This is a genomic window from Denitratisoma oestradiolicum (genome assembly GCF_902813185.1).
GTDB lineage: Bacteria > Pseudomonadota > Gammaproteobacteria > Burkholderiales > Rhodocyclaceae > Denitratisoma > Denitratisoma oestradiolicum.
This window is the reverse complement of the sequence record NZ_LR778301.1, coordinates 1,445,644-1,461,472: the sequence shown is the minus strand read 5'-3', so window position 1 is coordinate 1,461,472 and position 15,829 is coordinate 1,445,644. Positions and strand designations below refer to the sequence as shown.

Annotated in this window: 10 protein-coding genes and 1 tRNA gene; all 11 read right to left on the bottom strand. The window is 58.9% G+C overall.

Annotated elements, in window-relative coordinates; all coding sequences use genetic code 11:
• Positions 1–98: 98 nt before the first annotated feature.
• The gene (locus DENOEST_RS06695) at positions 99–1,724 is read right to left on the bottom strand and encodes an HD family phosphohydrolase (RefSeq protein ID WP_145769683.1); all 1,626 of its coding nucleotides are present in this window, start codon (positions 1,722–1,724) and stop codon (positions 99–101) included.
• Between the two features lie 7 nt (positions 1,725–1,731).
• Entirely contained in the window at positions 1,732–4,107 is a 2,376-nt protein-coding gene (locus DENOEST_RS06690; protein ID WP_145769682.1) for a GspE/PulE family protein, read from the bottom strand.
• A complete protein-coding gene (locus tag DENOEST_RS06685) occupies positions 4,104–5,177 on the bottom strand; it encodes a cyclic nucleotide-binding domain-containing protein (RefSeq protein WP_145769681.1) in 1,074 nt (357 codons plus the stop codon). Before DENOEST_RS06685 ends, DENOEST_RS06690 begins: the two co-directional genes overlap by 4 nt.
• Positions 5,174–5,941, bottom strand: coding sequence for a 3',5'-cyclic-nucleotide phosphodiesterase (locus DENOEST_RS06680; RefSeq protein WP_145769680.1), 768 nt, complete (start codon positions 5,939–5,941; stop codon positions 5,174–5,176). Before DENOEST_RS06680 ends, DENOEST_RS06685 begins: the two co-directional genes overlap by 4 nt.
• Positions 5,942–5,949: 8 nt before the next feature.
• The gene (locus tag DENOEST_RS06675; protein ID WP_145769679.1) at positions 5,950–8,175 is read right to left on the bottom strand and encodes a CHASE2 domain-containing protein; all 2,226 of its coding nucleotides are present in this window, start codon (positions 8,173–8,175) and stop codon (positions 5,950–5,952) included.
• A 33-nt stretch (positions 8,176–8,208) separates the two neighbouring features.
• Entirely contained in the window at positions 8,209–8,976 is a 768-nt protein-coding gene (locus tag DENOEST_RS06670) for an FHA domain-containing protein (RefSeq protein ID WP_145769678.1), read from the bottom strand.
• 20 nt (positions 8,977–8,996) lie between these two features.
• Positions 8,997–9,797, bottom strand: a complete 801-nt coding sequence (locus DENOEST_RS06665) for a Stp1/IreP family PP2C-type Ser/Thr phosphatase (RefSeq protein WP_145769853.1) — start codon at positions 9,795–9,797, stop codon at positions 8,997–8,999.
• A gap of 34 nt (positions 9,798–9,831) precedes the next feature.
• A complete protein-coding gene (locus DENOEST_RS06660) occupies positions 9,832–12,417 on the bottom strand; it encodes a CHASE2 domain-containing serine/threonine-protein kinase (protein ID WP_145769677.1) in 2,586 nt (861 codons plus the stop codon).
• 126 nt (positions 12,418–12,543) lie between these two features.
• Positions 12,544–13,485 (bottom strand): CysB family HTH-type transcriptional regulator, encoded by a 942-nt coding sequence (locus DENOEST_RS06655; RefSeq protein WP_145769676.1) that lies wholly within the window; start codon positions 13,483–13,485, stop codon positions 12,544–12,546.
• A gap of 277 nt (positions 13,486–13,762) precedes the next feature.
• Positions 13,763–15,658 carry a SurA N-terminal domain-containing protein gene (locus DENOEST_RS06650; RefSeq protein ID WP_145769675.1) on the bottom strand — a complete coding sequence of 632 codons (1,896 nt, stop codon included), beginning with the start codon at positions 15,656–15,658 and terminating at the stop codon, positions 13,763–13,765.
• An 81-nt stretch (positions 15,659–15,739) separates the two neighbouring features.
• Positions 15,740–15,815: transfer RNA gene (locus DENOEST_RS06645), tRNA-Arg, on the bottom strand.
• Positions 15,816–15,829 lie beyond the last annotated feature (14 nt).

Below are 15,829 nucleotides of genomic sequence, written 5' to 3'. Positions count from 1 at the left end.
CGCAATAGTCATGCCACATATGCCCCCTTGCCATAAGCGGTATTCAGACTTGACCTTCACCAGACTATCCATGGAAGCAACAAATGTGACAAAAATTGTCAGCTCGATACGCTGCTAAATACTTTATCCAGATCGACCGCATCGATCTGACTCGGGTCCATATAACGCTCAGCATATTGTTTGAACACGCCCTGCCGAACGAAGACCTCGAACAGATCCGGATCAATGTGGCCATTCCGGGCAAAGTTGCCCAGGATGGAAATCGCCTGGGACAGCTTCATGCCGGGCTTGTAGGGGCGATCTCTTGCCGTCAGCGCCTCGAAGATATCGGCGATGCCCATGATGCGGGCCTGGATCGACATCTGTTCCCGGGTCAGGCCCTTGGGGTAGCCCTTGCCGTCCATACGCTCATGGTGGCCGCCGGCATATTCGGGCACATTGCGCAGATGCTTGGGCCAGGGCAATTGCTCCAGCATTCTGATGGTGGCCACGATGTGATGATTGATCACCTCCCGTTCGGTCTGGGTCAGGGTGCCTGCCCGGATGGTGAGGTTCTCAATTTCGTCCTCCGACAAGAATGGCACCTCCTCCCCATCGGCGTTCCGCCAGTGGTGACCGGTGCCGATATCACGGACCCGCTGCTGATCCTCGGGTTTCATGGCTTCGCCGCCCACATTGACGCGGTGCAGGAAAGCCCGTTCCTCGTCGAGAAGTGCCCATTCCCGAGCCAGGGCTGCCTGAGCCTCCGCCTGGGTGGCCGGATCGGTTATGACCAACAACTGTCTCAACATCCGGGTCTCGGCATCCCGTTTCAACACCTCGAAGCGGGTGTCCACCAGATGGATACGATCGAACAGGGTTTCCAGTTTTGTGGCCTTATCCACCACATGGACTGGCGTGGTCACCTTGCCGCAATCGTGGAGCAGCCCGGCGATCTTCAGTTCGTAGCGGTCCCGTTCGGACATGTGAAAGTCCGCCAGGGGACCTTCCTCGGTAGCATTCACGGCCTCCGCCAGCATCATGGTCAGGGCCGGCACCCGCTGGCAATGGCCACCGGTATAGGGTGACTTCTCGTCAATCGCCAGATTGATCAGATCAATGAAGGACTCGAACAGGTTTTCCAACTGGCTGATCAGTTGCCGGTTGGTCAGAGCAATGGCGGCCTGGGAGGCCAGGGATTCGGCAAGGCGCTGATCCGCTGCGGAGAATGTGCCTACCGCGCCAGTAACAGGATCAATGGCGTTGATCAGTTGCAGCACGCCGATGATCTCATTCTCGTGATTCTTCATCGGCACAGTGAGGAAGGAGCAGGAACGGTAGCCGGTCTTGTCGTCGAACTTGCGGGTGCCGGTGAAGTCGAAGCCGGCTTCCGTGTAGGCGTCGGCGATATTGACGGTCTTCTCGTTGATGGCTGAGTAGGCCGCTACCATCGCATTATTGGGCTTGCCGTACTCGTCCACCAGAGGCAAGTCGGGCAGGGATATCCCGTTGCCGGTAGTACCGCCAAGAGCGATCCCCAGGGAGTCGGTACGCATGATTTCAAAGCGCAGGTGCTGACCATCCTCGGTCACCCGGTAAAGGGTCCCCCCATCGGCATGGGTGATGGTCTTCGCCGCCAGCAGGATATGCTCCAGCAGACGGTTGATATCCCGCTCCTTCGAGAGGGCCGCCCCTACCTCGTTCAGTTGCTCCAGGCGGTGGATCAGGTCATCCGGGGTATGCACGATGGATTTACTTGATACAGACAGCCCGCACCTGCTTCATATCGGTGATCCCTTGCAATACCTTCTCCATGCCGTCCATCTTCAGGGTCAACATACCGTCCTCTAGGGCCTGTGCCACAAGCTCGGCTACCCGGGCGTGTTCCTGAATCAATTTTTTGACGGCATCGGAGCCCAACATGAGTTCGTGCAGGCCCACCCGGCCCTTGTAACCCGTGTTGTTGCACTCTGGACAACCTTTGGGATGGAACATGGAAAAATTTCCATCCTTGCCATAATCCTTCAGCAAGCGCTGACGCAGAACCACCTGAGCAGCCCCCTGGTCCCGCTTGTAGGTTTCCGTATTGAGCAATTCCTGGGAGTACTCCGCCAGGAAGAGCCGCATTTCCTCATCATCGGGCACATAGGCTTCCTTGCACTTGCCGCAGAGGCGCTTGGCCAGACGCTGGGCCAGGATGCCCAACAGGGCATCGGAGAAGTTGAAGGGGTCCATGCCCATATCCAGCAGACGGATAATGGATTCCGGCGCGCTGTTGGTGTGCAGGGTGGCGAAGACCAGGTGACCCGTCAGGGAAGCCTCGATACCGATACCCGTGGTTTCGGCATCGCGCATTTCCCCCACCATGATGATGTCTGGATCTGCCCGCAGGAAGGCCTTCATGACGACCGCGAAGTCGAGGCCGGCCTTCTTGTTGACCTGGACCTGGCGCAAGCCCTTCTGGGTAATTTCCACCGGGTCCTCGGCAGTCCATATCTTGGTGTCCGGGGTATTGAGATAACTCAGTACCGAATGGAGTGTGGTGGTCTTGCCGGAACCCGTCGGACCACAGACGAAAAACAATCCGTAGGGTTTGCTGACGGCACTCTTGAGCCGTTCCAGGTTGGTCGGCAGCACCCCCAGCTTGTCCAGGGGTATGGGCTCACCGGCGGCGAGAATCCGCATCACCACATCCTCGACACCGCCGGCGGAAGGTATGGTGGCCACCCGCAGTTCGATGTCCAGGGGACCGAATTTCTTGAACTTGATCTTGCCATCCTGGGGCCGGCGCCGCTCGGCAATATCCAGGTCGCACATGATCTTGATCCGCGCCACGATGGCATTGCGATAGGTCGCGGGAATTTCCACGTATTTCTGCAAGGAGCCATCCTTGCGGAAGCGGATCAGGGTCTTTTCCTTGCCTGGGTAGGGCTCCACATGAATATCCGAGACACCTTGCTGGTAGGCATCGATGATGATCTTGTTGACGAGTTTCACCAGCTCGTTGTCCGCTGCGGCGGAGACATCCTCAGCCGTAGAGTCAGTATCCTCTCCCTCGTCCATGCCGGACAGCATGTCCCCCACCGAAGTGGAGTCCATTTCCGCACTCCCCTTGGCACCGAACAGGGAATCCAGCGTTTCCTTGAACTCCCGGTTGGTGGTGACCCGGTAGGCAATTTTGGAGCGGGGGAAAACGTTATTGACAACACGGGAGCCCTTCACCTGCTCCGGATCCAGGCAAACGACCAGTATGCCTTCAGCCGTGTCGTCAACCGGCGCCCACTGGTTCTGCTCAAGGTATTCCCGCTTGAGATTCTTCAGCAAATCCACCGGCTTCATGCGCTCCGGATTGTGGGGCTCGTAAGGAATATTGAAGAATTTCGACAGTGCCAAACCCAGAACCGGAAGCTTGACCTGGAACTGTTCAACCAGGATGTCCTCGATGCTACGACTGTCCTTGCGAGCCGTTCGCTTGGCCAAGTCCAGTTCATCGGCGGTCACCACCGCATCCGCCACCAGGAAATCGTATTTTGAACGGACCAGTGTGGCGGGTTTGTTGCGCTGAGTAAAGGCGATGGCAAGCGTTTCGCAGAGACCCCGTACCCCTTCCTCGGCCACTTGCGCGAAGGGTGCCCCCGCCTTGCTGTTGATGATCTGGACCACGCCCAACAGCTCACCATTGGACTGGTCCACGATGGGAGCCACCAGCATCTGCTTGGTTCGGTAGCCGGTTCGCTTATCCACTTCCTGCAGGAAACGCAGGCTGGGGTGGATGGACCTCAACTCGGCCTCGTCGTAGACATCTGTGACATTCACCACCCGTTTCGACAAGGCCACATAGCCGGCAACGCTCTGATCGGTGATTGGAAGCTTCAGATCCTTGAAAGAATTCAGCCCGGTCTTGAGCTTGGAAACAATCGAAGCCTTGTCCTCGCCCACCGCATAAAGGGTCAGACGATCAGCGTTGAACAGGCTGCAGATGTCCTGGGACAACTCCAGCATGATTTCATCCACATTGGACGTGGCATGAATCCTGTTAGTGACCGTCTGGAGGTTCTTGAAAAAGGCCAGACGACTGCTGACGTCGGTCAGACTCGCGTCTTGGGCATTGCCGAGCACCGCGCTCATTGGAAAACCCTGCCAGGAAGTGATTGATGACAGCCCTTGAGGCCTCCGGTCAGCACCATGGCGCGCAAACCCCGTTGGGACATCAGGAAAGCTGCAGCGGAGCTGCGCCGTCCCGTCTGACAATAGACAAGATACTCTTTGGATACCTCCAGGGACGGCAGCATGCGACGCAACTCGTTCAAGGGAACATTACTGGCCCCCGGCAAACCGTCATACTGGAACTCGGCGGGACAGCGAACATCCACCCAGCAGGCTCCCTCGGTGACCCTGAGCCGGGCATGATCCCAGTCGATCCATTGCAGCAGGGGCTCCCGCAACAAGGCGACAAAATCGGTTTTACTGAGGCGCAGCAGCACACCATCCGTCTTCATGGTCACGGTGGCATTACGAGGCACCTCGGCTACCAGCGCTTCCTCGCCAAAAGCATCTCCAGAATTCAGATCGGCAAGTTGTATGACGCCCCCCGGCACCGAACGGGCCACCGTGCAGCGGCCGCTATCGATCAAATAGTAGTAATCACCCGGATCATCCTGCTTCACGATGATCTGGCCTTTCTTGACTTCAATCCTCTCAAAACGCTGCAACAACTCCCCGATATGGGCTACCGGCAACTTTGCTAACACCCCCTGGGTAAGTTGCTGAACAGAAAACCTGTCAGTAGCCCCCGGGCGAGTACCCATTGGTATCCCTTTTTTCCCAGGGTCGCTCAATTGATCCCAGGTCAACATGATGTCCAGCAGTTCTTCGTCTAGTTGCAGGATTTCAATCTCGGTGATCGGCTTGAATGCGAGCAGTTGCTCCCCGTTGCGCCCCAGGGGATGGATGGTCTCGCTGGTAGCGCCAACCATAACTCGAAAACTCCCATCGCTGAATTCCAGCTTTGCCTCGCCCCGCACCAGATAGACCAGCTTCCTGCTGTTCTCCTGAGCCAGGATCGGGGCTGAGGCCCGACCTAATGTCTGACGAGTGCAGTGCACCGCCAACTGGGCCAGATGATGCCTCGGTAGGGCCGCCATGGGCTGGAGCCTTTCCATCAATTGCAGCGTGGACAGCACTTCGATGGTGTTCATAATTCGAACACCTGATTGTTCTGCAACATTCGGGGCCGGAACTCGCCAATGCTGTCCTCGATTTCAAGCATTGTCAGTTCGATCTGTCCGGGTTTCAGATGGGTGATGAACAGCTCCACCTCCCGCTGCAATTGCGTCAGTTCCTCGGCCAGCATGCTGGGGCAAAGGTGCTTGGAAACCGTGGCCAGGGCATGCTCCCGGTTGGAAAAGGCGCATTCGATGATCAGGTAGCGCAGGTTCTGAACGGCATTCACGTGTTGCCACAGTTCCGGGCAAATCGTGGTATCGCCGGAAAACACCAGACTTGCCCGGCCAGAGTCCAGCAAATAGCCCACAGCAGGGACCGTATGATTCACCTTGATCGCAGTGATGCGACGTTCCCCGAACTGCACCGGTGTATCCACCTGTATTTTCTCGAAGCGCAGGAACGGTTTCTCCAGGGTCGGGATTTCGCTGAAATCTGGCCAGATGGCCCAGTTGAAAACGTGGGACTTGAGAATTTCCAAAACCTCTTCGGTTCCATGCACCGTCAGGGGGCGGTTCCTCATGTCCCCTACCGTATCCACAATGAAGGGCAGACAGGCAATATGATCCAGATGGGTATGGGTGATGAACACATGGTCGATCTGGACCAGTTCTGCAATGGACAGATCCCCCACGCCCGTACCGGCATCAATAAGAATGTCGTGATCCAGCAACATGGATGTCGTGCGCAGATGACGGCCGCCGATTCCACCGCTACAGCCCAGAATGCGTATTCTCATAGCGGCCTCTACTTGGTCTCGAACTTCCAGACGCCATCCCAATCGGCATCCGGTGGTTCCTTCCGGTAGTGGGCGATGCGCTGCATATAGAGTTCGTACAGATAGCGCTGACTGATGCGCGACAGATTCATCAGGGTAAGCTCGGCCTGATCCCAGTCCTGGCTTCGATAGGCGCGAAGCGCCTGATTCCACAGTTTTAGCTCGTCGAGCAGTGCTCTATCCACCTGGCCCTCCAGGCCCAGGGGTTCGTAAATACCCACCGGTTCGTCCTTGCCCTTGACCCGGACCCGATCCAGTTCCCGAAACACGACCTCTTTCTTGAGGAGTTCCCGCGTCGACTCACCCACGATGATGCCAACACCATATTGCTTGGTGATGCCTTCCAGGCGGGAGCCCAGATTCACCGCATCCCCCATGACGGTATAGGACTGCCGCACCGGCGAACCCATATCGCCCACCGTCATTGTCCCCGTATTCACACCCACGCCAATTTTGAGCTCTGGCCAACCCTTGGTCACCAGGACCTTGTTCAACTCGTGGAGAGCCTCCTGCATATGCAGGGCCGTCAGAACCGCATTCCTGGCATGCTGAAAATCCTCCACCGGAGCGCCCCAAAAGGCCATGATCGCATCGCCGATGTACTTGTCCAGTGTGCCCCGATGGCCCCGGATCACCTGAGTCATGGCCCCTAGATACTCGTTCATCAAGGCTGCCAGTTGATCGGGTTCCAGCCCCTCGGAAATTGTGGTGAAGCCGCGCACGTCCGAGAACAAGACCGTCAATTCGGCCTTGCGCCCCGCCATGCTGTAGTTTTCCGGATCCCGGCTCATTTCCTCCACCAGCTCGGGCGGCACATACTGGCCGAACAGGCCGGTCAACTGACGCTTGCTGCGTGACTCGACGAAATAACCCCAAGACATGTTCATGCCATAGAGCGCTATCACCAGAACCACGGTATTGGATAGGGGCAGGACCAGATTTCCCGCCTGCCAGAAGGCAAAATTGACCGACAGCAGGAACAGCAGAACGATGGAGGCCACGATGGTGGCACGAAAAGGCGAAAGCAGGGGCAGCAGAAAAACCATGACGCCACCGGACAACAGCAGCAACACCACGTCCGCACCCAGCACATAGGCCGGCTTGTATTTGATGCTGCCGTCCAGCATCCCCGCAATCAGGTTGGCGTGAATTTCAACCCCCGGATAGGCGTTGTCCACCGGAGTGACCCGCAGATCCATCAAGCCCGGCGCCGTGGTGCCGACGATCGCGATGCGGCCCTTCAGTCGTTCCGGCGCCACCCGCCCCGCCAGCACATCGGCCATCGAAATGTAATCGTAACTCCCCCGATATCCCCGGTAGGGCACCAGGCTGGCGGCATTCTCGTCCACCGGAATCCGCAAGGTTCCCTTGCTGGTGGGCAGGTCGATCCACTCCATCGCGCCATAGGTCTTGGCATTGGTTCCGGCAGGGAAGCCGGGAACCACCTTGGGACGTCCCAGGGCCAGACGCACCATCGCCAGCGACAGGGCCTCGTAGTAAGCACCCCGGTATTCAGCGAGCATCGGAACCCGGCGCGAAACCCCATCGAAATCCACAAGAGGATTGAAATGTCCGCCACTGCCCGCCGTCTTCTGGAACTCCTCCAGATTGCCTCCATGCCCAGTCCAGTGGGTAAAAGCAATATTGCGCCCCTGGAAAGTCCCCTCCGGCAACACCGGCGGAGGCAAGGCACCATTGGCCGACTCCTCAGCCAGGGATGAAAGATAGAACCCAAGGACCACTGGCCGACCTTGTAGTGAATTGGCAAACCGGGCGTCGTGATCAAGTTGCGGCCGCAAGTCTCGCAAGCTCGCGTGGAACGCTGCGCTGTCCTTGAGCTCACGACCGGCCAGGGACTCCAGGGTCTTGAGGCCGGAACTATCATCGGGTTCGGCGAACACCACATCAAACCCCAGCACTGCTATCTGGTACTGATCAAACAACTTATCCACCAGTGCCGCCAGTTTGTCCCGCCCCCAGGGCCAGCGGCCCACTTCAGCCAGGGACTTCTCATCGATATCCAGAATCACCACCCGGTCGTCCATGCGCTGGGGCATGGTCAGCCGCAGCTTCACGTCATAGGCGATGGCGTCCAGATGGCTGATCAACGGTATCTGGTACAAGCGGGCCGAGTGGCCGAGCAGCACCAGCAGGACCGCCAACCCCAGTCCATAGCGTACCCAATGCTGCTTCACAAGATCTCCACGATTCAATCCCTCCCGACAAGGCTAGGCCTTAAGGAAGAACTCCATCTTCACACCAGCCAGTTCGATGATGTCATGATCGGCCAGCGGATGCGCCTGAGCATCCAGGGTATTGCCATTGACGATCGGGAACTGCGCACCCTCCACATGAGTAATGAAGTAGCCATGGGGCCGACGTGCAATGACGGCCACCTGCACACCGGGCTTGCCAAGGGTCGTCAGCGTCTTGGTCAGTTCCAGCTCCTTGCCCGCGTTGCCACCCGTCAGGACCTGAATGGAACCCAATGGAAGGGCCGGCGCAGTCGGGGGCGCGACAGCGGGAGAGGGAACAGAAGCAGGAGCCGGAGAGGGAGCCTGCTCGGGCAGCATTGCCTCGGCAGCTTCCTTGACCCCTACCTGAGTATCACCAAAGCCTTTGTGGGGCATCTGTTCGACGGTCTTGCGCATCATGTCCGGGCGCAGAACCATGGTCTTTTCGAAGTCGGCCCCGCCGGCCTGCTGCACGACCTCATTGATGTACTTGAGTCGATATTTGCCCAATTCGATAACATCGCCGTTCTGGAGAAAGTGCTTCTTCACCGACTGGCCATTGACGAAGGTACCATTGGTACTATCGAGGTCCTCCAGGAAGGAATCGCTGAGGATAGTGACAATCACTGCATGTTCACCCGATATGGCCAGATTGTCGATCTGGATATCGTTATGGGGTTTGCGGCCTATGGTTGTACGCTCCTTGGAAAGGGGTATTTCCTTGAGCACCAAGCCGTCCATGCTGAGAATAAGCTTCGCCATGTTATTTCCTCAACGCTTCATTATTTGCAGAACCAGGCCATCAGCCTGTTCAACCAGCCCCGGGGAGCCGGAAAAGCCTGCTTGATCTTGACCACGATCACGGACACGTTATCCCGGCCACCATTGTCATTAGCCATCTGGACAAGCTGGGTGGCACACAACTCCAAGTTGGCCGAGAGCATTTGCAGGGTCATGGCAATCTCCTCATCCTCCACCATGTCGTTGAGGCCATCGGAACATAGCAGATAGATATCGCCCGGCTGAACATCATAATCATGAATTTCCGGCTCAACCGATGGATCAATGCCCAAAGCACGGGTCACCAGATTCTTGTTCTGGGAATGCCGAGCTTCCTCGGCCGTGATCATGCCGCTATCGATCTGCTCCTGCAACAGTGAATGGTCACGGGTGACCTGATCAAAATCCTCGCCACGACAGCGATAGAGCCGAGAGTCACCAATATGGGCCACAGTCATCTTATTGTCATGGAACAGCGCCATGACCAGGGTCGTCCCCATTCCTGAATACTGGGGCTGGCTTTGCGCCGCATGGAGGATGGCGTTATTGGCCCTGGCAATTTCCCCGGCCAACACCTGATGAACCCAGGGAACTCCCTCCGCCCCTTCACTTCCTGGCGATCTAGCGGTGAAAATCCTGTCCAGCTCGGTCGCCAGCAAGGTTGTGGCCATCCCACTGGCCACCTCGCCAGCGTTGTAGCCACCCATTCCGTCAGCAAGCACCACCAGTCCCAGGGCCGGATGGGTCTTCACGGAATCCTCGTTATTGGAACGCACCATCCCGGGATCGGAGCGGGCGGCGATTTCCAGATAGGAACTCAAATCCACGCCAGACCCCTCATGCATTTCCGCCGCCGGCGGTCGGAATGGGCGTCGCGGCGATGCAGGACTTGAGATCCGCGGCCATTTCCGCACCGGTCTGATAACGCTGATCCGCATCCTTGACCAGGGCGCGATCAATGACCGCCACCAGACATTCGGGCAGGTCGGGGCGCACCGTGCGAATATCCGGATGGGGCTCATTGGCAATCTTGAACATCAGTTGCGCCATGGAATCCCCCTCGAAAGGCAACTTGCCGCTGGCAAGCTGATACAGGGTCACCCCCAGGGAAAACAGGTCCGAACGGCCATCGATCTTCTTCCCTCCCAACTGCTCCGGCGACATGTAACTTGGAGTACCCAACACCATGCCGGTCTTGGTCTTGGACGAGTCGGTGATGCGGGCGATACCGAAATCCGTGACCTTGACGCTGTCGCTTTCCGGTTCGTACATGACATTGGCGGGCTTGATGTCCCGATGCACCACGGAATTCCCGTGGGCATAGGAAAGCGCCTCCGCCACCCGGGCCACGATGCTCATCACCTGGGGAAGGGGCAACAGATTGGCTACCTTGGTATAGGGCACCAGATCCTTGCCCTTGAGGAACTCCATGGCGATATAGGCCAGATCGTGCTCCTCGCCCGCATCGTACATGGTGACGATATTCGGATGATTGAGGCGGCCCGCAGTCTCGGCCTCGCGGAAGAAGCGCTCCTTCACTTCGACCAGTTCGTCTTCCTCGAACTCCTGGGACAAGGCCATGGTCTTGATGGCCACGACTCGGTTGATCTTGGGATCCCGTCCCAGATAGACCACACCCATGGCGCCCTTGCCCAATTCCTTTTCGATCTGGTAGCGGCCCAGCATCGGCTTTTCCACCGTCCCGCCATCCAGGATCATGGTACTGGCGTTGCTGCGCCCGCCGCCACCGCCCAGGATCACCGTCTCGGACATCTGCTTGGCCCGGGCCAGGCGCTGCTCCAGATCGCGGAACTTGGGATCGTAATCAGACATGTAGCGGAACACCGCCTCGGCCTTGTTGAACTGCCGCTTGCGCTCGAAGTCCAGGGCCAGATTGTAGAGGTTCTCCATCAACTGGTTGTCCGGCGGGCACTTGCGAAACTTGTCGAAGGCCATGTCCAGCTGCCCCTGGCCCTGAAAGGCCAGGCCCAGCATTCGGTTCGACTCGGCCGACTCCAGATCGGACTTTTCCTTGCCCCGCTCGGTGACCAGGAAACGCTTGGTGGTCAGCAACAGATGGCCCACCAGCAGCAGGGTCGCCGGCACCATCAACTGCAACCAGAGCAACTGGGTGGTGATCAGGACGAAATGCACCGCCACCAGGGCGACGAGTATGGCGGCCGTGATACCCGCCGCCATTCCGGCTCGCAACCGTGGCAGCAGGGCGATCAGATAGATTGCCACCAGCAGGAACACCAGTTTCTCGACCAGAAGCCCCCAGCTCGGCGCCACGAAGAAATGCTCCGAAAGAATGCTGGACACGGCATGGGCCTGCATCAGCACCGCAGGCATCGCCGGAGATACCGGCGTCACGAAGGCATTGCCCACTCCGGCCGCTGTCGGGCCGATGAGGACAATCTTGTCCCGGTACTTGTCGAAAGGAATCTTGCCGGTCTTGACATCGAAAAAGGAATCCACAGGGAAGGCCGGATGCCCTTCCCTGTCCTTGTAGAAGAAGGTCGCCATCCGGGTATCCGGATCGGTGGCGATCTTCAAGCGGCCCAGGCGAACGAACTCACCCGCGCTCACCTGTATGTCGGCGGGCCCCAGGTTCAGGCTTTTGGCCGCCACCAGCAAAGACAACGCGGGAAATGCCTCGTTGAAATGCCCCAGCACCAAAGGCTCGGCACGAATGCCACCATCCACATCGTGCGTCACATTGAGATGGCCAATGGCCGCAGCCACGCTGCCCAGGGACGGGATTACGGAAACATCCAGATCCACGGTGGGGATCGGCGCAAAGTCCCCAGACGAGGTCACCTTGACGCCATTACTGCGCACATAATCGGGCAGTTCCCGATCCGGCTTGCCCAGGGGATCCCCCAGTCGGAACAGCATGGGCAGTGCCACATTGCCCGCGCGCTCCAGGGAACCGGCAAAACGACGATCTGTATTCAAGACCTGCTCCGCCTCCAGCAGCATCGGCGCAATCTGGGGACAGGTGGACGCAGCAACAGGAGACGGAGGAGCCTCACCCTCGGCAACGGTGGCCGTCTCACGGACCACTCCGCATGCTTCCATCAGCTTGTCGATATAGACCAGGCCCGGGTCCCGCTGGGGCTCGGAATAAAAAATCGTCGTGGCGACCACCTTGGCCTTGGCGGCCGCCAGTTGGTCCACCATGTCGGCCATGATTTCACGGGACCAGGGCCAGCGGCCGATGTTGTCGATACTGATCTTATCGATGGCAATCACGGCGATCTTGTCCGAGGGAACACGAGAGGTCATCTGCACCCCCATGTCATAGGCCTTGCGTTCCAGGCTCTGGAGCAAATCACCATTCCCCAGAATCAAGAGCACCAGACTCACTGCCAGTCCAAGAAACCAGTCTGACTTCCAAAAGCCGGCATTGATTTTTTTCATTTTTTTATTCAGCTCCCTGGACAGCGCCTGGACGACCTAACTGCAAGATCAAATAGAAACAGGGCGATATTGGCAATTCTTACAGTCAAACATCACTACAGTCAAATAGTTTCCCGACCTCCGGCGCTATATGTCGTAGGACTGCCCACCTTCCCGACTGGCTGCAGATACCAGTTCCGGTGTTAACTGTGGAGCCAGCAGTTCAACGAAGGCCATGGCGAAGCGCCGCGGCAGCGCACCGCGACGCAGGGCCAGACGGGTGATGTTGGCACCGAACAGGTGGCCCACGTCGATGGCCACCAGACCGCTGTCCCGCTGGGAATCGAAGGCCATGGAAGCGATGATGCCCACGCCCAGTCCCAGGCTCACATAGGTCTTGATCACATCCGAATCCACCGCAGTCAGCACCAGATTGGGCTCGATATCGGCCCGGCGAAAAGCCTCGTCGATGCGGCTGCGACCGGAGAACGCCGGATCGTAGGTAATGAGAGGATGACTGGCAAGGGTTTGAAGGGTCAGGGCATCCTGGGCCAGCAAAGGATGACCAGCCGGCGCAATCAAAAGGTGATGCCAGGAATAGGCCGGCAGGGACACCAAGCCGGGGGCACTGGCCAGTGCCTCGGTGGCGATACCGATGTCCGCCTCGCCCCGTTGAAGGTTTTCCACGACCCGATGGGGATCGCCTTCCCGAATGGCCAGCCGGACCTGGGGATAACGCCGCGTGAACTCGGCCACCACCCGGGGCAGCACATAACGGGCCTGGGTGTGGGTGGTCGCCACGGTCAAGGTGCCCGCCGACTCGTCCCGGAACTCGTCAGCCACCCGCTTGAAGTTTTCCGCCTCCAGCAACACACGCCGGGCGGCCCGGGTCATGGCCTCACCCGCTGCGGTCAGACCGGTGAAACGCTTGCCCGAGCGCTCGAAGATGGTAACGCCGGCCTCCTCCTCCAGCAGCCGGATCTGTTTGCTGACCCCCGGCTGGGAAGTAAATAGCCGCTCGGCCGCCAGGGTGACGTTGAGGCCGCTATCGACGACCTCAATCAGAAAGCGCAATTGCTGAATTTTCATAGCCCGACATCTTACGGGCTAACTTTCATGATGCGGGAAACAATACCTCGCATCATGAAAAGGCTCGCCCCCCTTCGCCCACCACCTGGGGGGGCAGCTACGGCTCGCTCCGCTCGATTTCACGGGGCGCTCCGGGGCAGCGCCGAGGGGTTGCGGCTGGCGCCGCCCGCCGCTTTCCCTTGCCCCACAGGGATTTCCTTCGGTCAGGACGGCCCGGCGGGAAAGCTCGTTCTTCACGTTAAACCCCCAATCGCACAGCAAGATCGGGGAGTCCGGATCAGCGCTCTTTAGTCTCCAGGGCCTTCTGGTGGATTTCCACGCCATAGTGCTGGCGCAAACTACCCAACCAGGCGCTGAATTCCTCGCCGGCGACGACACGGCTGTATTGCTGACGCAGGGCCTGGACCCGACTGTCCTCGTCCCCTCCCTTGAAGGGCCTGATCTGGGAAATTCGATAGAGCACATAGCTGCCATCCCCTCTGGCGGCACCCGCATAGGCCGGCATCCGGGTCCCGTCAGCCTTGAATATTGCCTGCAATTCCTCACGTCCGATATTGGCCGCCCCCAGCCGCGGCACACTGCGGCTCGCACCCCATTTGAACTCGGCATCTCCCTTGCCAGCCCGAGCCTGGGCCGCCTCGCCCGCCTGGCGGGCCAGCTTGACCGCCTCCTCCCGAACCAGGTGCTGCTCGATCTCGCCCTTCACCTCCTCCAGGGGACGTAGCGCGGCCGGCTTGTGCTCCAGCACCCGAGCGGAAACCAGTGTGTCCGGCGCCACTTCGACCGCCTCGGTGTTGCGCTTGTTCTTGATGGCATCGTCGGAGAACACCGCCGCCAGCAACTTGGGATGGCCCAGGGGACCGGCACCCTTGCCATCTTTGGTGAACCACCCGCTCTGCATGGACTTGAGCTTGAACTTATCCACCGCCGGTTGCAGGCTATCCGCCTGTTCATAGACGATATTGCTGAAACTTTCGGTGGCTTCGGTGAACTTGCGGGCAGCAGTCTGCTGGCTCAACTGGGCCAGGATTTCGCCCCGCACTTCCTCGAAGGCCCGAATCTTTTCGGGCTTGAGGCCGGTGAGCTTGATGATGTGGAAACCGAAATCGGAGCGCACCACCCCGCTGACTTCCCCTTCCTTGAGGGCGAAGGCGGCATCGTCGAAAGGCTTGACCATCATGCCACGACGGAACCAATCCAGGTCTCCGCCCTTCGCCGCCGAGCCGGGATCCTGGGAGTTCTGCCGGGCCAGGACCGCAAAGTCGCCAGGCGCCTTCCGTATCTTGGCCAGCAGGTCCTCGGCCTTGGACGATGCGGTCTTGACAGCGGCCCCATCGGCATTCTTATCGGCCAGGATCAGAATATGACTGGCACGGCGCTCCTCCGGCTGCCGATACTGATCGGCATGCCCCTTGTACCAAGCCATGGCCTCCTCGTCGCTGACGCTTACCTGGTCCATCAGCGCCTGCCGGGTCAGGGCCACGAACTCGACCCGCACCTGCTCGGGAACCTCGAAGACGCTCCGATGGCTCTCGTAGTAAGTCTTGGAGGCATCGGCCCCGAGCTTCACCTGCCCCTGAAACTGCTCGGGCGTAAAGGACAATTCGGCGATTTCTCGCTCCTCCAGTTGGGCCGTCAGCCAGCGGTCGGCACCGCTACGTCCCGGCATGGCCGCGCTGACGGCACCCAGGGCCTGCTGGATGGACATATCCTGGCGCAGGCGAGCCTCGAACACCTCCTTGCTCATGTTCTGGGCCGCCACCAGGGCCTCGTATTTTTCCTTGGAGAACTTTCCGCCCTCCTGCAACGAAGGCACACTGGCAATGAACTGGGCCAGTTGCGCGTCACCCACGCCAATGCCGACCTTCGACGCATGCAGTAGCAACAAGCGCTGATCAATCAGGTTGTTGAGGACTTCCTGGCGAATCTCCGGCGTATCCAACATTTCCTGTGGAACCGGCCGTCCGGCGGCGCTGCGCAGGCGGTCCTGCTGAGTCTGGAGGCTCTGAAGAAATTCCTGGTGACTGATCTTGCTTCCTCCCACGGTCGCCACATCATTGCTGGCACCCACATTGCTCACATAGGATTCCACGCCCCAGAACGCGAACGGCAAGGTAATGCCAGCAAGAACGAGTTGAACGATACGGCGGTTACTGCGAACAAAATCGAACATGGCAGGCCCGATAACTCTGATGTAAGAACGGCAGCGTTCCAGTGCATACACGGAAGCGCCAGCAAGTGCTAGTCGTTGAACTGGCGCCCCGGAGACGAATCGAACGTCCGACCTACCCCTTAGGAGGGGGTTGCTCTATCCACTGAGCTACCGAGGCCCATGACCAGCGGG

Excerpts from the sequence above, each read along its gene's own strand:
- DENOEST_RS06690 (WP_145769682.1), bottom strand. The coding sequence starts at position 4,107 with ATGAGCGCGGTGCTCGGCAATGCCCAAGACGCGAGTCTGACCGACGTC.
- DENOEST_RS06685 (WP_145769681.1), bottom strand. The coding sequence starts at position 5,177 with ATGAACACCATCGAAGTGCTGTCCACGCTGCAATTGATGGAAAGGCTC.
- DENOEST_RS06680 (WP_145769680.1), bottom strand. The coding sequence starts at position 5,941 with ATGAGAATACGCATTCTGGGCTGTAGCGGTGGAATCGGCGGCCGTCAT.
- DENOEST_RS06670 (WP_145769678.1), bottom strand. The coding sequence starts at position 8,976 with ATGGCGAAGCTTATTCTCAGCATGGACGGCTTGGTGCTCAAGGAAATA.
- DENOEST_RS06660 (WP_145769677.1), bottom strand. The coding sequence starts at position 12,417 with ATGAAAAAAATCAATGCCGGCTTTTGGAAGTCAGACTGGTTTCTTGGA.
- DENOEST_RS06655 (WP_145769676.1), bottom strand. The coding sequence starts at position 13,485 with ATGAAAATTCAGCAATTGCGCTTTCTGATTGAGGTCGTCGATAGCGGC.
- DENOEST_RS06650 (WP_145769675.1), bottom strand. The coding sequence starts at position 15,658 with ATGTTCGATTTTGTTCGCAGTAACCGCCGTATCGTTCAACTCGTTCTT.